Genomic DNA, 19,578 nt, shown 5'->3' on the forward strand with positions numbered 1-19,578 from the left:
CGATCAAAGGACGCAAGCAGACGGCCCGATCCTACAGGGGCGAGGCCTTTTTTCGGCCGCTCAGTCCTTGATCGCGCGAGCCACCAGCCGCGCCAGCGCCGGGCCAAACACCAGCACGATCAGAAAGCGCAGCATCTGCAGCGTCAAGACGAAGGACAGGTCGACGTCCTTAGAGGCGGCGGCGATGATGGCGATGGAATCCATGCCGCCGGGGCTGGTCGCGAGGTAGGCGGTCAGCGGGTCGACACCGAGGATGAGGTGCAGGCCAAGGGCCAGCGCGCCGCAAAAGGCCATCAGGGCGGCGATGGAGCCGACCACCTGAGGCAGGGCGCGTGCGGCGTGGCGCAGGATAGGCCGGGTGAAGTTGAGCCCGATCGACCAGCCGATCAGCGTGTAGCCGATGGCCAGCAGCCATTCCGGCAGTTGCAGCTCGACGCCGAAGCCGAGATGGACGACCGCACCAACCAGCATCGCGCCGACGAAGTAGGGCGAGGGGATGCGCAGAAGATGGCCAAGCGTGCCGCCGACAATGGCGACGCCGATCATCGCGCCGAATGCCGGCCAGGCGATGGCCGGGAACCACTCGATGCCTGGCGCTTCGACGCCTGACGTGTCGACCCAGAGCCGTGCGATGACCGCGGCGGCGATCGAAACCATGATGACGCGCAGATACTGCATGAAGGCGACGAGCCGCGCGTCGGCGCCGAAGGCGTCGGCCATCAGCACCATGGCGGTCGCGGCGCCCGGCGCCGACCCCCAAACGGCCGTCGTGCCGGGCAGCACCTTCAGCCGCGAGATGAACCAGCCGAGGAAGCTGCTCGCGGCGACGGTGGCGATGGCCGCACTCAGGAACAGCGGCCATTCGGCGGCGAAGGTGACGAAGATGTCTGCAGAAATCGAACTGGCGACGAGGCAGCCGATGAGTGCCTGCGCCGAAACGAAAAGCGGCCGCGGCACCCGCACCGTGGCGCCGCTGCTGCCGAGTACGATGGCGACCAGCATCGGCCCGACAAGCAGGGCGGCCGGCAGGTGCACGAGCTCGAACAGTCCGGCAAGCAGAACCGAACAGATGAGCAGCAGGGCCCATTGCACCAAAGGCTTCGTATCGGTGAGCGGAGCGGCAGGCTGCGGGTCAGGCTTCATGCCGTCGTCTTAGACCTATTCGGGATGATGTGTCAGCCCGTGTTGTCCGCAGATGCAGCGCCAGGCAACCCTCGTTCCTCTGCCGAACGTCCAACGTCGCATTGACAGCGTAGGCAAAGTTCATACGCTCGCCGCTCCACACAGTCGGCAACGAGGTGCCACCGCCAAAAGGGAGGTGCGTACCGATGACGAAATTCACCCGCCGCATGACATTGGCCCTCGGGCTTTCCGCCGCTTCGCTGCTGGCCTTGGCGCCGCAGGCCATAGCCCAGAAATTCCCGGACCGGACGGTGACCCTGGTGGTGCCCTTGCCGCCGGCGGCTCGACCGATGTCGTCGCCCGCATCATCGAGCAGAAGATGTCCGATGATCTCGGCCAGCAGGTCATCGTCGAGAATGTCGAGGGTGCCGGCGGCAACATCGGCGCCGACCGTGTCGCCCGCGCCGAACCGGATGGCTACACCATCCTGATGGGCACGGTTGCCACGCACGCGCTCAACCCCGCTCATCCTCAAGACCAAGCCCTACGATCCGGAAAAGGATTTTACCCCTGTCTCGCTGCTTGTCGTCGTGCCCAATGTGCTCGTCGTCAACCCGCAGCTGTCGGTCAACAACGTGCAGGAGCTGATCGCGCTGTTGAAGGCCGAGCCCGACAAATATGCCTATGCCTCGTCAGGCAACGGCACGCCGCTGCATCTGTCAGGCGAACTGTTCAAGGCAATGGCCGGCGTCGGCATCCAGCACATTCCCGACAAGGGTGCTGGTCCGGCGCTGAACGACGTCGTCGGCAACCAAGTGCCGATCATGTTCGACAATCTGCCGTCCTCGTCCTCGCACATCAAGGGCGGCACGCTGAAGGCCTGGGCGTCACCACGGCCGAGCGGGCGCCGTCCTTCCCCGACGTACCGACCATCGCCGAAGCCGGCGTGCCGGGCTATGAGACCTATACCTGGAACGCGCTGTTTGCGCCCGCCGGCACGCCGAAGGAGGTTGTCGATCGCCTGAATGCCTCGGCCAACGAGGCGATGACCGACCCGGCCGTCATCGTAGACGGAGCTGGCCGCCGTGCAGTTGTGACAACCGAAGTGCTTCAGTCGGGTATCGACGTCATCGGCATCGAGGCACAGCGCTGTCGTCCGCGAGCACTCCGAAGCGGATGCCGGCGCTCAGAACAGATAATCCGTTCAGCGGCTTGCCCGGAATTTCTACGATCCTGATTCACTGCCACTCTTCATATGACGGCGCATGTCGCGGACGTATCGCACACATCGCCCCTCTGTACAGCTGTGCTTCTCAACCGGTTGCGCCGCAAGGCTCGGGCATTTCTCTCTCGCATGATCATCGCCCGCAACTCGCCTCGCCACAGGATTATTGAGTCATCGCGTCAGTTTAGGTCCATCGGCTATCGATCAGATTCAGCTTGTACGCGGCCATTTGCAAGAGCATGATGCAAATCATTCGCATTTGCAAATGGCTTGGGATGGTTGAAATGCCGACATGGTTTGGGGAGCGGCTCAGCCGCAGGCTGGTGCTGGCAGGCGGCATCTGCACTGCGGGGGCAACGGCTGCAGGCGTCACAGCAGCGGTGGGGCAGGCGTCCCATGATGGCCATGCGGCCGGTGCCGCTCGGCCGCCTTCGAGCACTGACGCCTATCCGGCTCCGGCAGGTGACCATAGCGGCGCCCATGGCGCGATGGTCACCGTCGGCGAGGTCGACAGTGCCCGCAACGGCTTCGATCCGGCCAAGATGCTGACCGATTGGGATGTCGGCACGACATCAACCTTACCTGACGGGCGCACGCTCAGGACCTTCGAGATCGTTGCCGAAGACAAGGAAATCGAGATCGCGCCAGGCGTGATGTTCCCGGCCTGGACCTACAATGGCCGCGTTCCCGGCCCGGCCCTGCGCGCCACCGAAGGCGAGCGCCTGCGCATCGTGTTCAAGAACTACGGCTCGCATCCGCATTCGATGCACTTCCACGGCATCCACGCCGCGCGCATGGACGGCGTGCCGGGTGCCGGCCTGATCAATCCCGGCGATGAGTTCATCTACGAGTTCGACGCCAAGCCGTTCGGCTGCCATCTCTATCATTGTCACGCGCTGCCGCTGAAGCGGCACATCCACAAGGGCATGTACGGCGCCTTCGTCATCGATCCCGATCCGACGCGCCACCCTGAGCAGGCCGATGTCGCCCGTTCGCGGCTCTACGGCTCGCCGGAGAATGCCGGCTGGCAGGAATTCGTCATGGTGATGAATGCCTTCGACACCAACTTTGACGGCGAGAACGAGTTTTATGCCGTCAACACGGTGGCGCACACCTACATGAACACGCCGATCCGCATCGCCAGGAACAAGCCGGTGCGGATCTACCTGATCAATGTCGTCGAGTTCGACCCGATCAATTCGTTTCACCTGCATGCCAATTTCTTCGATTATTTCGACCAGGGCACGACGTTGACGCCAACGCTGAGGACCGTCGACCTGATCACCCAGTGCCAGGCCCAGCGCGGCATCATCGAGTTCACCTTCGCCGAGCATGAGACCGGTCTCTACATGTTCCATCCGCACCAGTCGGAGTTTACCGAGCTGGGCTGGGTCGGCATGTTCGACGTCGTGGAGGACGTGGCATGAGGGACGCGCCCTTTTCCGAGACCGAAGCCGAACTGCCGGGTTCTGCATCGCCACGCCGTGCGCTGTGGTGGATCATCCTGCCGCTGCTCGCCTTTGCCGCGGCCATTGCGGTTCTGGTTTCAATCAATCCGCTGGCGCGCTTCAACAACGGCACGCCACCGGTCGAGGACATTGCCTTCGAGCGCGTCATCCTCGGCAGCGACGGCATTCGCGTCCTGGTCCGCGCCGGCGGCTCGGAACCGATGACGATCGCCCAGGTCCAGGTCGACGATGCCTATTGGCAATTCACCCTGGATCCACCAGGACCGTTGGCGCGAGGTTCTTCCGCCTGGATCCAGGTGCCGTTCCCCTGGGTGCTTGGCGAGGCGCATGCGATCAACCTGGTGACCAATACCGGTGCCACCTTCGCCCATGACATTCCGGTTGCGGTGGCAACACCCATTGCCACCAACTCCAGCCTGCTGTCGCAGGCGATCCTCGGCATCTTCGTCGGCGTCGTGCCGGTGACGATCGGCCTGATGTTCTATCCCGCCTTGCGCGGCGTCGGACGCAACGGCATGAACTTCCTCCTTGCCGTGACTGTCGGCCTGCTCGCTTTCCTGATGGTCGATGCCATTGGCGACGCCTTCGAGCTTGCGGCCGAATCGGCTGCAGTCTTCCAGGGCAACGCGATGGTGGTTCTGGCCGCTGCGGCGAGCTTCCTGATCCTGATGGGCATCGGTCGGCGCAACGGCGCGCCAAAGGGTTTGGTGCTCGCCACCTACATCGCCATCGGCATCGGCCTGCACAATTTCGGCGAGGGCTTGGCGATCGGCGCTGCGTTCGCGGCAGGTGCGGCCGGGCTTGGCACCTTCCTGGTGATCGGCTTCACCTTGCACAACGTAACCGAAGGCATCGGCATCGCCGCACCCATCCTGCGCGAGCGCATCGCGCTCTGGACCTTCGCCTGGTTGACGCTGCTGGCCGGCGGGCCGGCGGTGCTGGGCCTGTGGATCGGCAGCCTGGCGTTTGCGCCGCAATGGTCGGCACTGGCGCTTGCCATCGGCGCCGGCGCGATACTTCAGGTCATCGTCGAGGTGACAGCCATGATGCGCCGCCGCGAAGGGCCTGAGGGCGATGGCCTGTTCAGCCCGGCAGTCATGTCGGGCCTCGCTGCCGGCGCCGGCTTCATGTACCTCACCGCGATGCTGGTGAAGATCTAGAGGGGCTAGCCTCCGGAGGAGTCCAGCCCGAAGCCGCCAACCGGCTCGGTCTCGATGCTGGTGTCGAAGCCGGCGATGATCGGCATTGCCCGGCTAATCGCCGCCTTGACCTCGGGCAGTTGCAACGAGGCCTTGTGGCTTGCGCTGCTGTCCCAGACCTCGGATATCCAGATCGCGTCGGCGTCGGCTGGATCCCTGGCGATGACATAGCTCAGGCATCCCGGCATGGCACTGGTGCTTCCAAGCAGGATGCCGAGCAGTTCGTCGCGCTTGCCGGCCTGGGCCCGCATCTTCCCTATCAATCCGTACATCTCAGGACTCGCATCGCTTCGTTGCCCGGATTGTGCTTGCGAGGCAGCACTTGTCCAGCCTGACGGCCGAGGTCCGCGGTTCAAGCCGACATCATCCTGACAAACGGGCCAGAGTTCAGCAAAGGTAGCTCAGGCGAAGGGAACCGCCACCGTGCCCTTGGGCAGCTTGGCTTCGTCATCCGGCTCGACATGGATGATGATGCGCACGGAGGGAATTTCCTCCTTCAGCGCATCCTCGATGCGGTCGCAGATGACATGGCTTTCGCCGACGCTCATATCGGCGTCGACGACGAGATGGAACTCGATGAAGGTGGCGCGGCCGGCAATGCGGGTCTTGAGGTCGTGAACCTCGATCGCGCCCTTGGAGTTGGCCGAGATGATGTCGCGGATGCGCATGTGGTCTTCCAGCTCGACGGCGCGGTCCATCAGCCCGTTCATCGACGAACTCATGACGTGCCAGCCCTGCCACAGGATGTTGAGCGCCACGATGACCGCCAGCACCGGGTCGAGGATCGTCCAGCCGGTGGTAATTGCGCCGACCAGGCCGACAAGCACGCCGGCCGACGTCACCACGTCGGTCATGATGTGATGGCCGTCTGCGACCATCGCCGGCGAGCGCTCTGCGCGGCCGACGCGGATCAGCATGGTGGCCCAGATCGCATTCACCACGGCGGCAATACCGTTGATGCCGAGGCCGAGCCAGGGCTGCTCGGGGTCCATCGGCGTGCCCCAGCTGCGCCATACCTCGAACAGGATCAGCAAGGCCGCGACGATGATCAGCACGCCTTCGAGCACGGCCGAGAAGTACTCGGCCTTGTGGTGGCCGTGCTGGTGGTCGAGATCGGCGGGCTTGTGGCTGACCTTGATTGCCCAGAAGGCGGCCATCGCAGCAACCACGTTGACGATCGATTCCAGCGCGTCCGAATAGAGCGCCACCGAACCCGTCAGCCACCAGGCGACGAATTTCAGCCCCATCACGGCGCCGCCGATGATGATCGACCAGAAAGCCAGTCTTGCGACGCGCTTCTTGGCCGATGTCGGCTGGCTGCCGCTGGCTGAAAATCCCTTCGTTTCGGTCTGGACCATGATCTCGCTTGATGGCTGCTACCCGCCCGCGGCCAAGCGGCCGCGAGAGGGGAGGTTGTCGATGTTGGCTAGGCCGCCTTGTCCTTGGCCTTGCGCGGCATGTGGGCTACCACGTTCTCGATCATGCGCATGCCGGCGTCATGGCCGAGCGTCATGATCGATTCGGGGTGGAACTGCACCGCGGCGATCGGTTCTTTCTTGTGCTCGAACGCCATGATGACGCCGTCCTCAGTCTCCGCCGTGACGACAAAGTCGGAGGGCAGCCGCACCGGATCGGCAAAGATCGAGTGGTAGCGGCCGACGGTCACTTCCTTGGGCAGGCCGGAGAAGACGATGCCCGGCTTGGAGATGCGGATGCGCGATGGCTTGCCATGCATTGGCACCGCCAGCTGGCGCAACTCGCCGCCATAGGCTTCGGCCAGTGCCTGCAGGCCGAGGCAGACGCCGAAGATCGGCAGGTCGCGGTCCCTGGATTTCTTGATCGTTGCCGCCGTGTCGAAGTCCTTCGGCGTGCCGGGGCCGGGGGAGAGCACGACCAGGTCGGGCTTGATCCGGTCGAAGACTTCATCCGGCACAGGCGAGCGTACGGTCGAGACGTCGGCGCCGGTCTGGCGGAAGTAGTTGGCCAGCGTGTGGACGAAGGAATCCTCGTGGTCGACGAGCAGGATCTTGACCCCTTCACCGACGCGCGCGGTGGCGCGCTCGGTGCCGGGAGCGTTGCCGGTCTTGGCGTCGCGGATGGCGGAGAGCATGGCTGAGGCCTTCAGTTCGGTTTCGGCTTCTTCTTCCTCGGGAACGGAATCGTAGAGCAATGTGGCGCCCGCGCGCACCTCGCCGATGCCGTCCTGGATGCGGATGGTGCGCAGCGTCATGCCGGTGTTCAGGTCACCGTTGAAATGCACCATGCCGATCGCCCCGCCATACCAGGCGCGGGGGCTCTTCTCGTTCTGCTCGATGAAACGCATGGCCCACAGCTTGGGCGCGCCGGTGACCGTCACCGCCCAGGCGTGGCTGAGGAAGGCGTCGAAGGCATCCATGCCCTCGCGCAGGCGGCCCTCGATGTGGTCGACAGTGTGGATCAGCCGCGAATACATCTCGATCTGGCGGCGGCCGATGACGCGTACCGTGCCTGGCTCGCAAACCCTGGACTTGTCGTTGCGGTCGACATCAGAGCACATGGTAAGCTCGGATTCGTCCTTCTTCGAATTGAGCAGCTTCAGGATCTGCTCAGAGTCGGAGATGGCGTCGTCGCCACGCTTGATGGTGCCCGAGATCGGGCAGGTCTCGACGCGGCGGCCGTTGACGCGGACGAACATCTCCGGCGAGGCGCCGATCAGATACTCGCCTTCGCCGAGATTGATGAAGAACGAATAGGGTGAAGGGTTGATCGCCTTCAGCCGGCGCGAAATCTCCGACGGCACCGTCTCGCAGCGCTCGTAGAACATCTGGCCGGGCACGACCTCGAACAGGTCGCCGCGCTTGAAACTGTCCATCGCCCGGCGCACCAGTTGGGCATATTCGCCCGGCTCATGGTCGGCGCGTGGCGGAATGCGGTCGGACGCCTTGAACGGCTCGACGACGCTGTCCCGCGCGAGGCCCTCGGTCGAGAAACCCGCGCCGGCATAGTCGTAACGATCATGCCAGGCTTTGGCTGAATAATGGTCGACGACAAGGATCTCGTCGGGCAAAAACAGCACCAGGTCGCGCTGGCTGTCCTTGCGCACCAGTGTGTGCTCGACCGGGTCGAACTGGAAGGCGAGGTCGTAGCCGAAGGCACCGTAGAGGCCAAGATTGCTGTCCTCCTCCGACTTGAACAAGGCAGTGATGGCGCGCAGCACGGTGAACACCGAAGGCACGCGCGACCGTTCTTCCTCGGTAAAGACGCGGCCGGGCGTCGCCACCTCGAGCGCGATCAGGCGCTTGGAGGTCTCGGTGATCGTCAGCTCATTGAGCGGCGCGAGCACGGCGCGGATCACCGGCAGCAGCACCTCGCCGCGGCCGTTCAGCGCCTCGATCTTCATTGCGCGTCCGCGTGCCGAGATTACCACCGGCGGGTCGATGATGGCGGTGTCCCAGCGGGTGTAACGGCCGGGATATTCGTAGTTGGAGGAGAACACCGCGCCGCGCCGGCTGTTGAGCCCGTCGAGATAGGTCTCGATCGCGCCGTGATAGGCGGTTTCGTGGCGCTGCCGGGTGATCGACACCCCGCCTGACGTCACGTAGCGCTCGGCGCCGTTTTCAAGCAATTCCAACGTCATTCCCGTCTCCATCTCTTGCAGTGGGAGCGTCCGGAGCCTGGTTCGAAAAAAGCAAATGGCCGCCCGGAAATCCCGTTGCGGCCATCACAATCTTCACGCGCACGCGCTTCAAGAGGCCGCTGTCAGCTGGCCCGCCACCAAATGTTCTGGAGCGAAGTCGTGTTCATGGCGGAATGCATAGCGGCGAATTCGGGGCCACGCAACCGGATTTGCGTCGTCTTGCATTGCATTACCAACTGACCCTCACTTTGTTGTCCGTCGCCGCATCAGGATGACGAAAGCAATGCCGCCGATCAGCCCGGTGACGATGCCGAGCGGCATGTCCTGCGGCGGCACGACCGTGCGTGCGGCCATGTCAGCAGCGATCAGGAAGATGGCGCCGACCAGCGCCGACAGCGGCAGCACGCGGCGATAGTCGCCACCGACGAAGAAGCGCACGATGTGCGGGATCATCAGGCCGACAAAGGCGATGACGCCGGAGTAGGCAACCGCACAGCCGGTCAGCAGCGCGCAGGCGACGAAGGCCTTGAGCCGGAAGCGCTGCGCCGGGATGCCGAGTGCGGTTGCGCTTTCGTCGCCCAACGTCATGGCGTTGAGGTTGCGGGTCTGCGTCATCAGCCAGACGCCGCACAGGACAAGGGCTGCCAGCGGATAGGGCAGATGGCTCCATTGCGCCAGCCCGAGCCCGCCAAGCATCCAGAAGATCGCGACATGGGCAGCCTTGGGGTCGCCGATGAAGATCAAGAGGTTGCCTGCGGCCGAGATGATGAAGCTCACCGCCACGCCGGCAAGGATCAGCTGGCCGGCCGACTGCGCCCGCGCCAGGTTGGCGATGGCAAGCACCAGTGCGGTTGCCGCCAGCGCGCCGGCAAAGGCGAAGACCGGTACGGTGACGGTGCCGAGCACCATGCCGGCATGGATCAGCGCCATGATCGCGCCGAAGGCCGCGCCCGACGAAATGCCGAGCAGATGCGGATCGGCGAGCGGATTGCGTGTCACCGACTGCAGGGCTCCCCCCCCCCCACCAGCGCCAGCGAGGCGCCGACGATGGCGCCCAGGATGACGCGCGGCGCGCGCACGTCCCAGACGATATTCTCGCGTCCGCTCGACCAGACCGCCTCGACGCTTCCCGGTATCAGCTTGTTGGCAATGACGCCCCACACCGTTTCCAGTGGGATCGCCACCGGGCCGACGCCGACGGCAATGATCATGCCTATCACAAGCACCACGGCCAGCCCCGGTATCAGGGCCGGCATGGCGTGGATCAGGACGTGTCTTGGCCCTGTGACGAGGTGGCGATGCGACACGGCTCAGTCGGCCCGCATCGCGGCGGCCAGCCGCTTGATCGCCGCAATGTTGCGCGGTCCCGGCGTCGCCTCGTTGTATTCGAGCACGAAGAAGCGGTTGTTCTTCACTGCCTCGATGTCCTTGAAGGCCGGGTTGGTGCGCATGTAGTCGATCTTCTGCTCGGCAGTTACCTCACCGTAATTGACGATCACCACCATGTCGGGATTGCGCTCGATGACCGGCTCCCAGCCGATCTCGACCCAGCTCGACTCGACGTCGTCGACGATGTTCTTGCCGCCGGCTGCCTCGATAATGGCGGTCGGCATGGCGTAGCGTCCGGCGGTAAACGGCTTCTGCTCGCCGGAATCGTAGATGAACACGTTGACCGGCTTGTCGAGCTTGGGCAGCTCGGCCTGGAAGTCGGCGAGTTCCTTCTCATAGCCTGCCACCAGGACCTCCGCCTTCTCGCGCACACCAAAAATGGCGCCGAGATTGAGCAGGTCGGCATACATGTCCTGAAGCGACGACTTGTCCTTCTTCATGATGTGGATGCAGCTTTCGGTCAGCTCGTAGACAGCGATCTTGAAGGGCGCGAGCGTATCCGGGGTGACGTCGCCGCCGACCTTCATGCCGTAATTCCAGCCGGCGAAGAACAGGTCGGTGTCGGCGCCGAGCAGCACTTCCTTGCTGACGTATTGTGGGGCGAGTTCGGGCAGTTCGCCGACGCCCTTGCGCAAATCCTCGCTCAGCGTCTTCCAGCCGGAGATGCCGGAATAGCCGGCCATGTGGTCGGCGAGGCCGAGCGCCAGCATCATCTCGGTCAGGTTGACGTCGTGCGAGACGGCGCGCTTGGGCGCGGTCTCGAAGGTGACGTCGCGGTTGCAGCTCTTGACGGTGACGGGGAAGCCGCTGGCCATAGCTGTTGCGCAGGTGGCGAGCAGGGCGGCGGCGATGATGGGCAGGCGCATGGAGGCTCCTTGATGTTCAGCGTTCGAGGTGGAAGGAAAAGCGTGGACGACCGGTGACGGGATGGTCGTCGAGGGTCGCTCCGACGGAAAAGCTGTCACGTATGCGATCGGGCGTCAGGATGTCGGCGGGCGCGCCGCAGGCAATGGCGCGGCCGCCGTCCATGACAAGCGCGCGGTCGGCATGGGCCGAGGCGAGCGCCAAATCGTGCAGGGAAACGATGACGGTGCAGCCGAGATTGCCGAGCAGTTCCAGCACTTCGAGCTGGTGGCGGATGTCGAGGTGGTTGGTCGGTTCGTCGAGGATCAGAAGGTCGGGTCGCTGCACCAATGCCCGGGCGATCATCACGCGCTGCTTTTCGCCGCCCGACAGCGAGCAGAGGTCGCGCGCAGCGAGTGCGGTCAGGCCGAGCAGGGCAAGGGCTGCCTCGACTTGGTCGTAGTCGCGGTCGCTGGTGCCGAAACTCGTAACATGCGGGGTCAGGCCCAACTCGATGATTTCTGCGACGGTCAGGCCGAAGTCCGAGGCGCTTTCCTGAAGCACGGTCGCGATACGGCGGGCGCAGTCGCGCGGCTTCATCTTCCAGATGTCGGTGCCGTCGAGGCGGACAGTGCCCGAAGTCGGCTTGTGGTAGCGGTAGAGGCAGCGCAGCAGGCTCGACTTGCCGGCGCCGTTGGGGCCGACGATGGCGAGCAACTCGCCCGGCGCAACCGCAAGGCTGATCGGCTCGAGGATCGGCTGCGAAGCACGAGGGCCCCAGCTGACGCCATCGAGTTCGAGCAGTGCCGGGGTGGTGCCTACAAGGCGGCTAGCGGCGTGGACGCGATCGAGCATGCCCTGTCTCCGCGGTCGGGCGGAGGCAGCAGAACGATCCGGAAAGCGCGCCGGTACCGAAGAAGGCAGTCGCAACCATCATCATCTCCGCGGCACACCCCGGCCGGTTGAGTTAATCGGATGATGGCAGGTCTCCTGGCTTGCGGGTGATCGCTCCTCGGAGCCTTCCCGGCCTTTCGGCCAGTGGCATGTTTCCGAATTGCTATCCGCTCACAGTTGCGGGGGCAGCCACGGTTTCGCGTCGGGGACGTCTCACCGTGTTCCCATTTAACCTGCTGCCCGAACCGGATAGCAGGAACCATCGCTGTCGTGGCTACAGCAGCGACGGGTTGCTGACAATCGCTAAAGCGTCATGCCGCCTGCTGAATTGCGTCACGGCGGTCGAGCGCGAAGGAAATGAGCGCCACGCCGAAGGCAGACAGTGCGATGGCCGCGCCGACGAAGGGCAGGTCGGCATAGCTCACGCCCATCGAAATCGCAGCACCACCGGCCCAGGCGCCGGCGGCGTTGCCGGCGTTGAAGGCGCCCTGGTTGAGGGTGGCCGCGAGGTTCGGTGCCTCCGAAGCGGTTTCGACGACGCGCATCTGCATCGGTGGCACGATGACGAAGGTGATGACGCCCCACATGAAGACGAGCAGGATCGCCGCTGGCGCCGAAGAGCTGAGTTCGGCGAAGGCGACGTGAATCGCCGCCATCACCACCAGCGCGCCGATGGCTGTGGGCATCAGCTTCCAGTCGGCCAGCTTGCCGCCGATGATGTTGCCGATGGTCATGCCGCCGCCGAACAGCAAAAGCACCCAAGTGACCGATTCAACCGAGAGGCCGCTGACGTCGGTCAGGATCGGCTTGATGTAGGTGAAGACGGCAAACAGGCTGCCCGAGGCGAGCGCCGAGATGATCATGGCGAGCCAGACCTGGAGCTTGCCCAGCACCTTGACCTCGCCTGATACCCCGCCCTTGCCGGGAGGGGCGACGCCCGCAGGGACCAGCCAGGCTATGGCCGCCACCGAGAGCAGGCCGATGACCACGACGGCAAAGAAGGTGGCGCGCCAGCCATAGGCTTCGCCGAGTGCCGTGCCGCCGGGAACGCCGAGGATGTTCGCCAATGTCAGGCCGGCAAACATCAGGGCGATGGCACTGGCGCGCTTGTTGGTTGGGACCAGGCTTGCCGCCACCACCGAGCCGATGCCGAAGAAGGCGCCGTGACCAAAGGCGGTGATGACGCGGGCGATCATCAGCGTCCAGTAAGTGGGGGCGATGGCGCAGAGCAGGTTGCCGAAGACGAACATCATGGCGAGCCCGATCAGCACCGGTTTGCGCGGCAGTTTCGCTGTGCCCACCGCGATGATCGGGGCGCCGACGACGACGCCGAGCGCGTAGCCGGTGACCAGAAGACCGGCGGCCGGGATCGACACGCCGAGGTCGGCGGCGACCTCCGGCAACAGGCCCATGATCACGAATTCGGTGGTGCCGATGCAAAAGGATGCAACGGCCAGAGCGAGGATCGGCAAGGGCATGGGCGGACTCAGGGGAGTTGAAACGATTTAGACGCACAATTTCCTCATGTCCGGCGCGGCACAAGCGACGTTGCCGCATTGCAGCAATGCACCTGGCGCATAGGAGAAGTGCGCAAGGCGCTAGCTGAGACGATCAGGATTGCTGGGTGAGGTCGCGTCGGAGAAATTCGTAGAGCCGGTCGACTGCCAATTGGCGGCCTGCGGGTTGCGCAATATGCCGATTTCCATCTCGGGCAGCGGCGGCAGGCCCTCGGCTTCGCCGATGACGCGCAGGCCGGGGGCACGCTGCGCTGGGCGAGCACGGCTACTGGCGGGTACCCGTTCGTCGCACGGGTACCGCCCTTGCCGGCCAGAAATGAAAAGGGCGCCCGAGGCGCCCCTTCCGATGTCGATGCGCCCAGACTCAGTTCTGCCTGGGCAGCCTGTAGGCGACGATGTAGTCGCCGCGGTCAGGCGACTGGCGCGCCCCGCCGGCCGAGATGACCACATATTGCGTTCCGCTCTCATGCGAGACGAAGGTCATTGGCGTAGACTGGGCGCCGACAGGCAGCCGGCCCTTCCACAACTCATTGCCCGTCTCCACGTCGAGTGCACGCAGATAATAGTCCTGTGTGCCGGCGTAGAAGACGAGGCCGCCTGACGTCGCGATCGGACCGCCCAGCGTCGGCATGCCGATCGGGATCTGCAGGCCGGTTTTCATGCCAAGCGGACCGGTATCCTGCAGCGTGCCCGCCGGAACCTGCCAGGCGATCTGGCGGGTCTTGAGGTCGATGCCGGTGAAGGTGCCATAAGGCGGCTGGTGACAGGGAACGCCGAGCGGCGACATGAAGCCGTTCTTCAGCGCGCCATAGGGCGTGCCCTTCTGCTGCGACAGGCCGTCATGGGCTGCCGAGCCGCCATAATTGTCGGTCTCCTCGCGCGGCATCAGCTGGGCGAACTGCGGCATGCGGATGTCGTTGACGATCAGCACCCCCCGGGCCACGTCGATCGCCGCACTGCCCCAGTTCATGCCGCCATAGTAGCCTGGAAAGATGATCGAACGCGTCAGGCCGGGAGGCGTGAATTCGCCCTCGTAGCGCATCTTCTTGAACTCGATGCGGCAGTAGAGCTGGTCGTAAGGCGTCGCACCCCACATGTTGGCCTCGGCGAACGGCTCCGCACCGATCGCCGGCATGCCGACCGAATAGGGCTGAGTCGGCGACAGGAAGTCCTCCGGCACGCCGCCGGTCTGCGGAACGGCGCGCTCCTCGACCTCGGCGATCGGCTTGCCGTCGCGGCGGTCGAGCATGAAGATCTGCCCGCGCTTGGTGATCTGGATCAGCGCCGGAACCGTGCCGCCCTTGCCATCCGGCACGTCGTAGAGCGCCGGCTGGGCGGGAACGTCGTAGTCCCAGATGTCGTGATGCACGGTCTGGAACTTCCAGCGTTCGCGGCCGGTTGCAATGTCGAGGGCGACGACCGAGGCGGTATAGTCCTCGGCGGCCTTCGAGCGATGTGCGCCAAAGAAGTCGGGCGTGGCGTTGCCGGTCGGCAGGTAGACAAGGCCAAGGGCCTCGTCATAGGCCGGTGTCGACCAGACATTGGGCGTGCCGCGGGTGTAGCTTTCGCCTTCCGGCGGCAGCTTGGTGATGGCGGGGTTGCCGAGATCCCAGGCCCAGACCAGTTCGCCGGTGAGGGCGTTGAAGGCGCGTACGGCGCCGGAGGGTTCACCTGTCTCGACATTGTCCCACACCCAGCCGCCGACCATGATCAGGTCACGCGCCACGGTGGGGGCGGAGGTCTGGAAGTAGAAACCGTCCTTGATCTCGCCCATGCCGCTTTTGAGGTCGACGATGCCGCCATTGCCGAAATCCTGGCACAGCTCGCCGGTCTTGGCATCGAGCTGGATCAGGCGGGCGTCGATGGTGGTCATGACGATGCGGGCGGCGCAGGATGCCGCCGCAGCGGGCATGTCGGGCGTCGACGCTACGACGCTTGCGGGTGCCAGCGGGTCGGCGGAGGCTGCATTGGCCTCGCTCGGTGCCGAAGCCGGCTCGTAATAGCTGACGCCACGGCAACGCTGCCACAGCGGCGACTTGGCTTTCGGGTCGAATTTCCACTTCACTTCGCCCGTATCCGGGTTCAGCGCATGGACGATGTTGTTGGGCGAGCAGGTGTAGAGCGTGTCGTTGACGAAGAGCGGCGTGTTCTGGTCCTGCGCGGTCCCTGAGGGGATATCGCCCGATTGGAACGTCCAGGCAACCTCGAGCTTGTCGACATTGTCGCGGTTGATCTGGTCGATCGGGGCATAGCGTGTACCTGCCGGGGTTCGGCCATAATGGCGCCAGTCGGTGGCGCTGGCGGCTGCCGGAGGAACGCTCGGCTTGGGCTCGGCAGAGGCGAGCGTATTGCTGATGATGCCATGTGGGGTGAAGCCGTAGAAGGCGGTAGCGACAAGTGCCGCGACCAGCAGGCCGGCAAGCGCGAACGGAGCCCGTTTGCCGGTGCGCGTCGGGAAGAGCGGGGCGAGCAACAGCGCCGGGATGGCGATGACGGCAGGTGCTACGAGGCGCGGAATCAAAGGCCAGAATTCGAGGCCGGATTCCCAGAGCGCCCAGGCAATCGTTGCCAAAAACACCAGGCCGTAGAGCCAGAGACCCGCCCTGCGGCGCATGACGTAGAGAATGCCGGAGGCGATGACGCCGAGACCGGCAAGCGCGTAATACCAGGATCCGCCCAGGCCGATCAACTGGACGCCGCCGTAGACGAGCGGTGCCCCGATGACGACCAAGAGCAGGCCGAATAGAACCAGAAGCCAGCCGCCGCTGCCTCTGGGTGTCTGTTGTGCTGCCATGTCGATGTCTCGCGAAGATTGAACCGAAAATCAGCCGCCCGGGCGGGCGGTTTCGGACGCGACCGTCATGCCGGCGCTCTGCGGAGAACTCCTCGCCTCTACCTCCGCACAGACGTCGCGACCGTGTTCCGGCCGAGAATCTCATCGCATCCTAATAGATAATATGTTATCTTTCTCGAATGTCCAATGACGCATCCGACCGCGCCGGTTTCGGCAGGAGCCTGCTCTCCGTCGCCCGGCTTTGGCGCCACGCGGCGGACAGCGCGCTCGACGACTGCGGCCTGTCGCATGCCACCGCCATGCCGTTGCTGACGCTGTCGCGGCTGGGCGACAATATCCGCCAGGGCGTGATCGCCGACCATCTCGGTTTCGAAGGTCCGTCTCTGGTGCGCATCGTTGATCTGCTTGCAGCCGACGGCCTGATCACCCGCAGTGGCGATCCCGGTGACCGCCGTGCCAAGATTCTGTCCCTGACCGATGCCGGCCGCAGCCGCGTCGAGGAGATCGAGTTGATCCTCGAACGCCTGCGCACCGAGCTTCTGGCCGACGAGGACGCCGCGGAACTTAAGGTCGCGCTCGGTGTGCTTGTGCGTCTTGAACAGCGGCTGCTGGCAGCGGATCCGGACAGCTGAGGGTAGGGGCGGAAAGGTTCATCTATCTGGGCCGCAACCGTTGTTCGCCGGTCATGGCATGGCATCGCCTCGACGGTCCGACCCACGCAACGGTGATTACCCCTGTCGCTGGCAACTCACTTACCGCATTCTGCGCTATGGCCAAGCAGCGTCACGCTGCTAGGTTCCAGACCTTCAGTCACCCCAAGAGGCAGAATTCCATGACCAGCCAGATCGACAAGGCCAAGGCCTTCCATGCCCTGCATGTGAAGGGCGACCCGGTGGTGCTCTATAACATCTGGGATCCCGGCAGCGCGGCCATCGTAGCCAAGGCCGGTGCCAAGGCGATCGCGACGGGCAGCTGGCCGGTTGCCGCTGCCTTCGGTTTCGCCGATGGCGAAAAGATTCCGCTCGACCTGGCACTCTACAACATCCGCCGCATCGTCGCCGCCACGGACCTGCCGGTCACGATGGACCTCGAGGGCGGCTATGGCGTCGAGCCCGAGGCTGTCGCAGCGACAGTGACGCGGGCGCTGGCGGAAGGGGTCATCGGCTTCAACTTCGAGGACCAGATCGTCGGCGGCAGCGGCCTGCACGACATCGCTGTCCAGGTGAAGCGCATCGCCGCGGCGGCCGATGCCGTCAAGGCGTCAGGCATTCCCGCCTTCATCAACGCCCGCACCGACATCTTCCTGAAAGCCAAGCCTGACGAACACAGCGACACGCTTGTCGATGCCGCGATCGAACGCGCAGAAGCCTACGCCAAGGCGGGCGCGCATGGCTTCTTCGCGCCGGGCCTCGGCAATGAGGCGCTGATCGGCAAGCTCTGCAAGGCGGTCTCGCTGCCGGTCAACATCATCGCGCTCGCGCATGTTCCGCCAAAGGCGAAGCTGGCCGAGCTCGGCGTCGCCCGCATCAGCTACGGTCCGGTGCCCTACCGTCAGATGGCCGAATGGCTGGAAGCCAAGGCCCGTGCGGCCTTCGAATAGGCGAACAACCAAGGCCCGTCCCGGCTTCAACGGGATGGGCCGATCCTATGCCAGCGGCTTCAGCTCGATGGCAATCGTCGGCAGAAGCTCCGATACCGTCGGGTGGATGTGGACCGCGCGCTGCAAGGTCTCGATCGGCGCCCTGGCATACATCAGGTCGAGCACCGCATGGATGGCCTCGTCGCCGCCGATGCCCAGCACCGAGGCGCCGAGGATCTGCCTGGTGTCGGCGTCGACAAGGATTTTCATGAAGCCTTGCGTCTCGCCTTTTTCGACGGCGCGGCCGACGCGCGTCATCGGCCTTTGGCCTGCCAGCACCTTGCGGCCGCTCTTGCGCGCTGCCGTCTCCGTCATGCCGGCGCGGCCGAGCGGCGGGTCGACATAGAGCGCATAGGCCTCGATGCGGTCCGAAACCTTGCGCGGGTCGTTGTCGAGCAGGTTGGCGGCGACGATCTCGAAATCATTGTAGGCGGTGTGGGTGAAGGCGCCCTTGCCGTTGCAGTCGCCCATCGCCCAGATGTGCGGGACGTTGGTCCTGAGCTGGTCGTCGACCTCGATGTAGCCGTGCTTGTCGGTGGCCACGCCCGCTCTGTCGAGGCCGAGATCGTCGGTGTTGGGCTTGCGGCCGATGGCAAGAAGCACGTGGCTGCCCGTTACGGCACGGTCGCCTGAGGTGCAGTCGACGCCGACGGTCACGCCGTCGGGATGCCGGGCAAAGCTGATGCATTCGGCGTTCAGCCTGAGGGCGATGCCTTCATGTTCGAGTATGCCCCTCACTGCCTCCGAGACATCCTCGTCCTCGCGCGAGATCAGCCGCGGGCCCTTTTCCACCACGGTCACTTGCGCGCCGAAGCGGCGGAACATCTGGGCGAATTCCAGCCCGATATAGCTGCCGCCGACGACCACGAGATGGCGGGGCAGGAAATCCACCTCCATCATCGAGGTGTTGGTGAGATAGCTGATGTCGTTGATGCCAGGCATGTCGGGGATGTTGGCGCGGCCGCCGACATTGATGAAGATGCGCTCGCCGTGGAGCAGTTCGTCGCCGACAAGCACCTCGTGCGGCCCCTCGAAACGGGCATGGCCGCGATAGAGCGTGCAGCCCTTCATGCCGCCGATCCAGTCTTCCAGCCCGCTGCGTGAATCGACCGTTACCTTGTCCTTGCGTGCCTTGACTGCCTTCATGTCGACCGAGACATCGCCTGTCGAAACGCCATAGTCGGCGCCGGTGCGAGCGAGATGGGCGGCATAGGCGCTCGCCACCATCGTCTTGGTCGGCTTGCAGCCGGTGTTGACGCAGGTGCCGCCGACCAGCTTGCGCTCGATCAGCGCCACCGTCTGACCCGCCGCCGTCAGCCGCCCTGCCAGCGGTGGCCCGGCCTGACCGCAGCCGATGATGATGGCGTCGAATCTTTGCGCTGTGCTCATACGACCATGCTCACGACCAGCAGGGCGCCGAGGATCGCCACGGCATCCTCGATCAATGCCGCCGGCAAGTCGTTGCCGAAGGAAGCCGCGAGACGGCCTCTGATCTCCGCGCCGCCGAGCGTGCCGAGGATCGCGCCGATGATGCCGGCAGCCAGCCCGCCAACAACGATGCCGCCAGCGGTGCCGATGACGGCGCCGGTCAGCGCGCCCATGACGATGCGGGTGCCAAATTGCACCGGAACCTTGCGGCTAGGTGTCGACGGCAACTGATCGGTGACCAATTCGACAATGGCCAGCACGGTGAATATGGCGACCGCTATCCAGTGGCCCATGAAGCCAGCCCAGGTGCCCGCCAGCGGCAGCCAGCCGAGCCAGGCGCCCCAGGCAACTGCCGCCGGCGCGGTCATGGCCCTGAGGCCGGCAACAATGCCGATGAGAAGCGCGAGCAGGTAGATCATCCTTCGTCCCCCGTGGATGTGTCT

Annotated in this window: 16 protein-coding genes, 1 pseudogene and 1 riboswitch; of the genes and pseudogenes, 5 read left to right on the plus strand and 12 right to left on the minus strand. The window is 64.8% G+C overall.

Annotated elements, in window-relative coordinates:
• Nucleotides 1-60 precede the first annotated feature (60 nt).
• The gene (locus HNQ95_RS28805; protein ID WP_067959202.1) at nt 61-1,143 is read right to left on the minus strand and encodes an AbrB family protein; all 1,083 of its coding nucleotides are present in this window, start codon (nt 1,141-1,143) and stop codon (nt 61-63) included.
• A 185-nt stretch (nt 1,144-1,328) separates the two neighbouring features.
• Here HNQ95_RS28805 and HNQ95_RS28810 point away from each other — a divergent pair.
• The 3 genes and pseudogenes from HNQ95_RS28810 to HNQ95_RS28820 all read left to right on the plus strand — a co-directional run bounded on the left by HNQ95_RS28810 (nt 1,329) and on the right by HNQ95_RS28820 (nt 4,976).
• Nucleotides 1,329-2,359 (plus strand): annotated as a pseudogene (locus HNQ95_RS28810) (Bug family tripartite tricarboxylate transporter substrate binding protein).
• Nucleotides 2,360-2,631: 272 nt separating this feature from the next.
• The gene (locus HNQ95_RS28815; protein WP_157097042.1) at nt 2,632-3,774 is read left to right on the plus strand and encodes a multicopper oxidase domain-containing protein; all 1,143 of its coding nucleotides are present in this window, start codon (nt 2,632-2,634) and stop codon (nt 3,772-3,774) included.
• The gene (locus HNQ95_RS28820) at nt 3,771-4,976 is read left to right on the plus strand and encodes a ZIP family metal transporter (RefSeq protein WP_182575823.1); all 1,206 of its coding nucleotides are present in this window, start codon (nt 3,771-3,773) and stop codon (nt 4,974-4,976) included. The genes HNQ95_RS28815 and HNQ95_RS28820 overlap by 4 nt, the downstream gene beginning before the upstream one ends.
• A 5-nt stretch (nt 4,977-4,981) precedes the next feature.
• Here HNQ95_RS28820 and HNQ95_RS28825 read toward each other — a convergent pair whose 3' ends face one another.
• The 9 genes from HNQ95_RS28825 to HNQ95_RS28860 all read right to left on the minus strand — a co-directional run bounded on the left by HNQ95_RS28825 (nt 4,982) and on the right by HNQ95_RS28860 (nt 16,068).
• The gene (locus HNQ95_RS28825; protein ID WP_182575822.1) at nt 4,982-5,287 is read right to left on the minus strand and encodes a putative quinol monooxygenase; all 306 of its coding nucleotides are present in this window, start codon (nt 5,285-5,287) and stop codon (nt 4,982-4,984) included.
• 129 nt (nt 5,288-5,416) lie between these two features.
• Nucleotides 5,417-6,373, minus strand: coding sequence for a cation diffusion facilitator family transporter (locus tag HNQ95_RS28830; RefSeq protein ID WP_182575821.1), 957 nt, complete (start codon nt 6,371-6,373; stop codon nt 5,417-5,419).
• A gap of 68 nt (nt 6,374-6,441) precedes the next feature.
• A complete protein-coding gene (locus tag HNQ95_RS28835; RefSeq protein ID WP_182575820.1) occupies nt 6,442-8,631 on the minus strand; it encodes an anthranilate synthase in 2,190 nt (729 codons plus the stop codon).
• A gap of 243 nt (nt 8,632-8,874) precedes the next feature.
• Nucleotides 8,875-9,630: a FecCD family ABC transporter permease gene (locus HNQ95_RS28840; protein ID WP_312871046.1), complete on the minus strand. Its 756-nt coding sequence runs from the start codon at nt 9,628-9,630 to the stop codon at nt 8,875-8,877.
• On the minus strand, nt 9,627-9,887 hold the full coding sequence (locus HNQ95_RS34130; protein WP_312871045.1) for an iron chelate uptake ABC transporter family permease subunit: 261 nt from the start codon (nt 9,885-9,887) through the stop codon (nt 9,627-9,629). The genes HNQ95_RS28840 and HNQ95_RS34130 overlap by 4 nt, the downstream gene beginning before the upstream one ends.
• Before the next feature lie 54 nt (nt 9,888-9,941).
• Nucleotides 9,942-10,886 carry an ABC transporter substrate-binding protein gene (locus tag HNQ95_RS28845; protein WP_067959223.1) on the minus strand — a complete coding sequence of 315 codons (945 nt, stop codon included), beginning with the start codon at nt 10,884-10,886 and terminating at the stop codon, nt 9,942-9,944.
• A gap of 16 nt (nt 10,887-10,902) precedes the next feature.
• A complete protein-coding gene (locus tag HNQ95_RS28850) occupies nt 10,903-11,718 on the minus strand; it encodes an ABC transporter ATP-binding protein (protein ID WP_182575819.1) in 816 nt (271 codons plus the stop codon).
• Nucleotides 11,719-11,826: 108 nt separating this feature from the next.
• Nucleotides 11,827-12,036: riboswitch (cobalamin riboswitch) on the minus strand.
• Between the two features lie 32 nt (nt 12,037-12,068).
• Nucleotides 12,069-13,235 carry an MFS transporter gene (locus HNQ95_RS28855; protein WP_067959230.1) on the minus strand — a complete coding sequence of 389 codons (1,167 nt, stop codon included), beginning with the start codon at nt 13,233-13,235 and terminating at the stop codon, nt 12,069-12,071.
• A 403-nt stretch (nt 13,236-13,638) separates the two neighbouring features.
• A complete protein-coding gene (locus HNQ95_RS28860) occupies nt 13,639-16,068 on the minus strand; it encodes a membrane-bound PQQ-dependent dehydrogenase, glucose/quinate/shikimate family (protein ID WP_182575818.1) in 2,430 nt (809 codons plus the stop codon).
• Nucleotides 16,069-16,247: 179 nt separating this feature from the next.
• Here HNQ95_RS28860 and HNQ95_RS28865 point away from each other — a divergent pair, with 179 nt between their 5' ends.
• The gene (locus HNQ95_RS28865) at nt 16,248-16,700 is read left to right on the plus strand and encodes a MarR family winged helix-turn-helix transcriptional regulator (RefSeq protein ID WP_067959237.1); all 453 of its coding nucleotides are present in this window, start codon (nt 16,248-16,250) and stop codon (nt 16,698-16,700) included.
• A gap of 200 nt (nt 16,701-16,900) precedes the next feature.
• Nucleotides 16,901-17,668 carry an isocitrate lyase/PEP mutase family protein gene (locus HNQ95_RS28870; RefSeq protein WP_182575817.1) on the plus strand — a complete coding sequence of 256 codons (768 nt, stop codon included), beginning with the start codon at nt 16,901-16,903 and terminating at the stop codon, nt 17,666-17,668.
• A gap of 45 nt (nt 17,669-17,713) precedes the next feature.
• Here the strand turns inward: HNQ95_RS28870 and HNQ95_RS28875 are convergent, their stop codons facing one another.
• Both HNQ95_RS28875 and HNQ95_RS28880 read right to left on the minus strand, forming a co-directional pair.
• Entirely contained in the window at nt 17,714-19,096 is a 1,383-nt protein-coding gene (locus tag HNQ95_RS28875; RefSeq protein WP_182575816.1) for an FAD-containing oxidoreductase, read from the minus strand.
• Nucleotides 19,093-19,554 (minus strand): DUF4126 domain-containing protein, encoded by a 462-nt coding sequence (locus HNQ95_RS28880; protein ID WP_182575815.1) that lies wholly within the window; start codon nt 19,552-19,554, stop codon nt 19,093-19,095. The genes HNQ95_RS28875 and HNQ95_RS28880 overlap by 4 nt, the downstream gene beginning before the upstream one ends.
• Nucleotides 19,555-19,578 lie beyond the last annotated feature (24 nt).

The sequence above is a fragment of the Aminobacter ciceronei genome, assembly GCF_014138625.1.
In the GTDB taxonomy this organism is placed as follows: domain Bacteria; phylum Pseudomonadota; class Alphaproteobacteria; order Rhizobiales; family Rhizobiaceae; genus Aminobacter; species Aminobacter ciceronei.

Coding starts and splice junctions, on each gene's coding strand:
- HNQ95_RS28860 (WP_182575818.1), bottom strand. CDS start 16,068: ATGGCAGCACAACAGACACCCAGAGGCAGCGGCGGCTGGCTTCTGGTT.
- HNQ95_RS28820 (WP_182575823.1), top strand. CDS start 3,771: ATGAGGGACGCGCCCTTTTCCGAGACCGAAGCCGAACTGCCGGGTTCT.
- HNQ95_RS28805 (WP_067959202.1), bottom strand. CDS start 1,143: ATGAAGCCTGACCCGCAGCCTGCCGCTCCGCTCACCGATACGAAGCCT.
- HNQ95_RS34130 (WP_312871045.1), bottom strand. CDS start 9,887: ATGCCGGCCCTGATACCGGGGCTGGCCGTGGTGCTTGTGATAGGCATG.
- HNQ95_RS28875 (WP_182575816.1), bottom strand. CDS start 19,096: ATGAGCACAGCGCAAAGATTCGACGCCATCATCATCGGCTGCGGTCAG.
- HNQ95_RS28865 (WP_067959237.1), top strand. CDS start 16,248: ATGTCCAATGACGCATCCGACCGCGCCGGTTTCGGCAGGAGCCTGCTC.
- HNQ95_RS28845 (WP_067959223.1), bottom strand. CDS start 10,886: ATGCGCCTGCCCATCATCGCCGCCGCCCTGCTCGCCACCTGCGCAACA.
- HNQ95_RS28855 (WP_067959230.1), bottom strand. CDS start 13,235: ATGCCCTTGCCGATCCTCGCTCTGGCCGTTGCATCCTTTTGCATCGGC.
- HNQ95_RS28870 (WP_182575817.1), top strand. CDS start 16,901: ATGACCAGCCAGATCGACAAGGCCAAGGCCTTCCATGCCCTGCATGTG.
- HNQ95_RS28830 (WP_182575821.1), bottom strand. CDS start 6,373: ATGGTCCAGACCGAAACGAAGGGATTTTCAGCCAGCGGCAGCCAGCCG.
- HNQ95_RS28835 (WP_182575820.1), bottom strand. CDS start 8,631: ATGACGTTGGAATTGCTTGAAAACGGCGCCGAGCGCTACGTGACGTCA.
- HNQ95_RS28815 (WP_157097042.1), top strand. CDS start 2,632: ATGCCGACATGGTTTGGGGAGCGGCTCAGCCGCAGGCTGGTGCTGGCA.
- HNQ95_RS28880 (WP_182575815.1), bottom strand. CDS start 19,554: ATGATCTACCTGCTCGCGCTTCTCATCGGCATTGTTGCCGGCCTCAGG.
- HNQ95_RS28850 (WP_182575819.1), bottom strand. CDS start 11,718: ATGCTCGATCGCGTCCACGCCGCTAGCCGCCTTGTAGGCACCACCCCG.
- HNQ95_RS28825 (WP_182575822.1), bottom strand. CDS start 5,287: ATGTACGGATTGATAGGGAAGATGCGGGCCCAGGCCGGCAAGCGCGAC.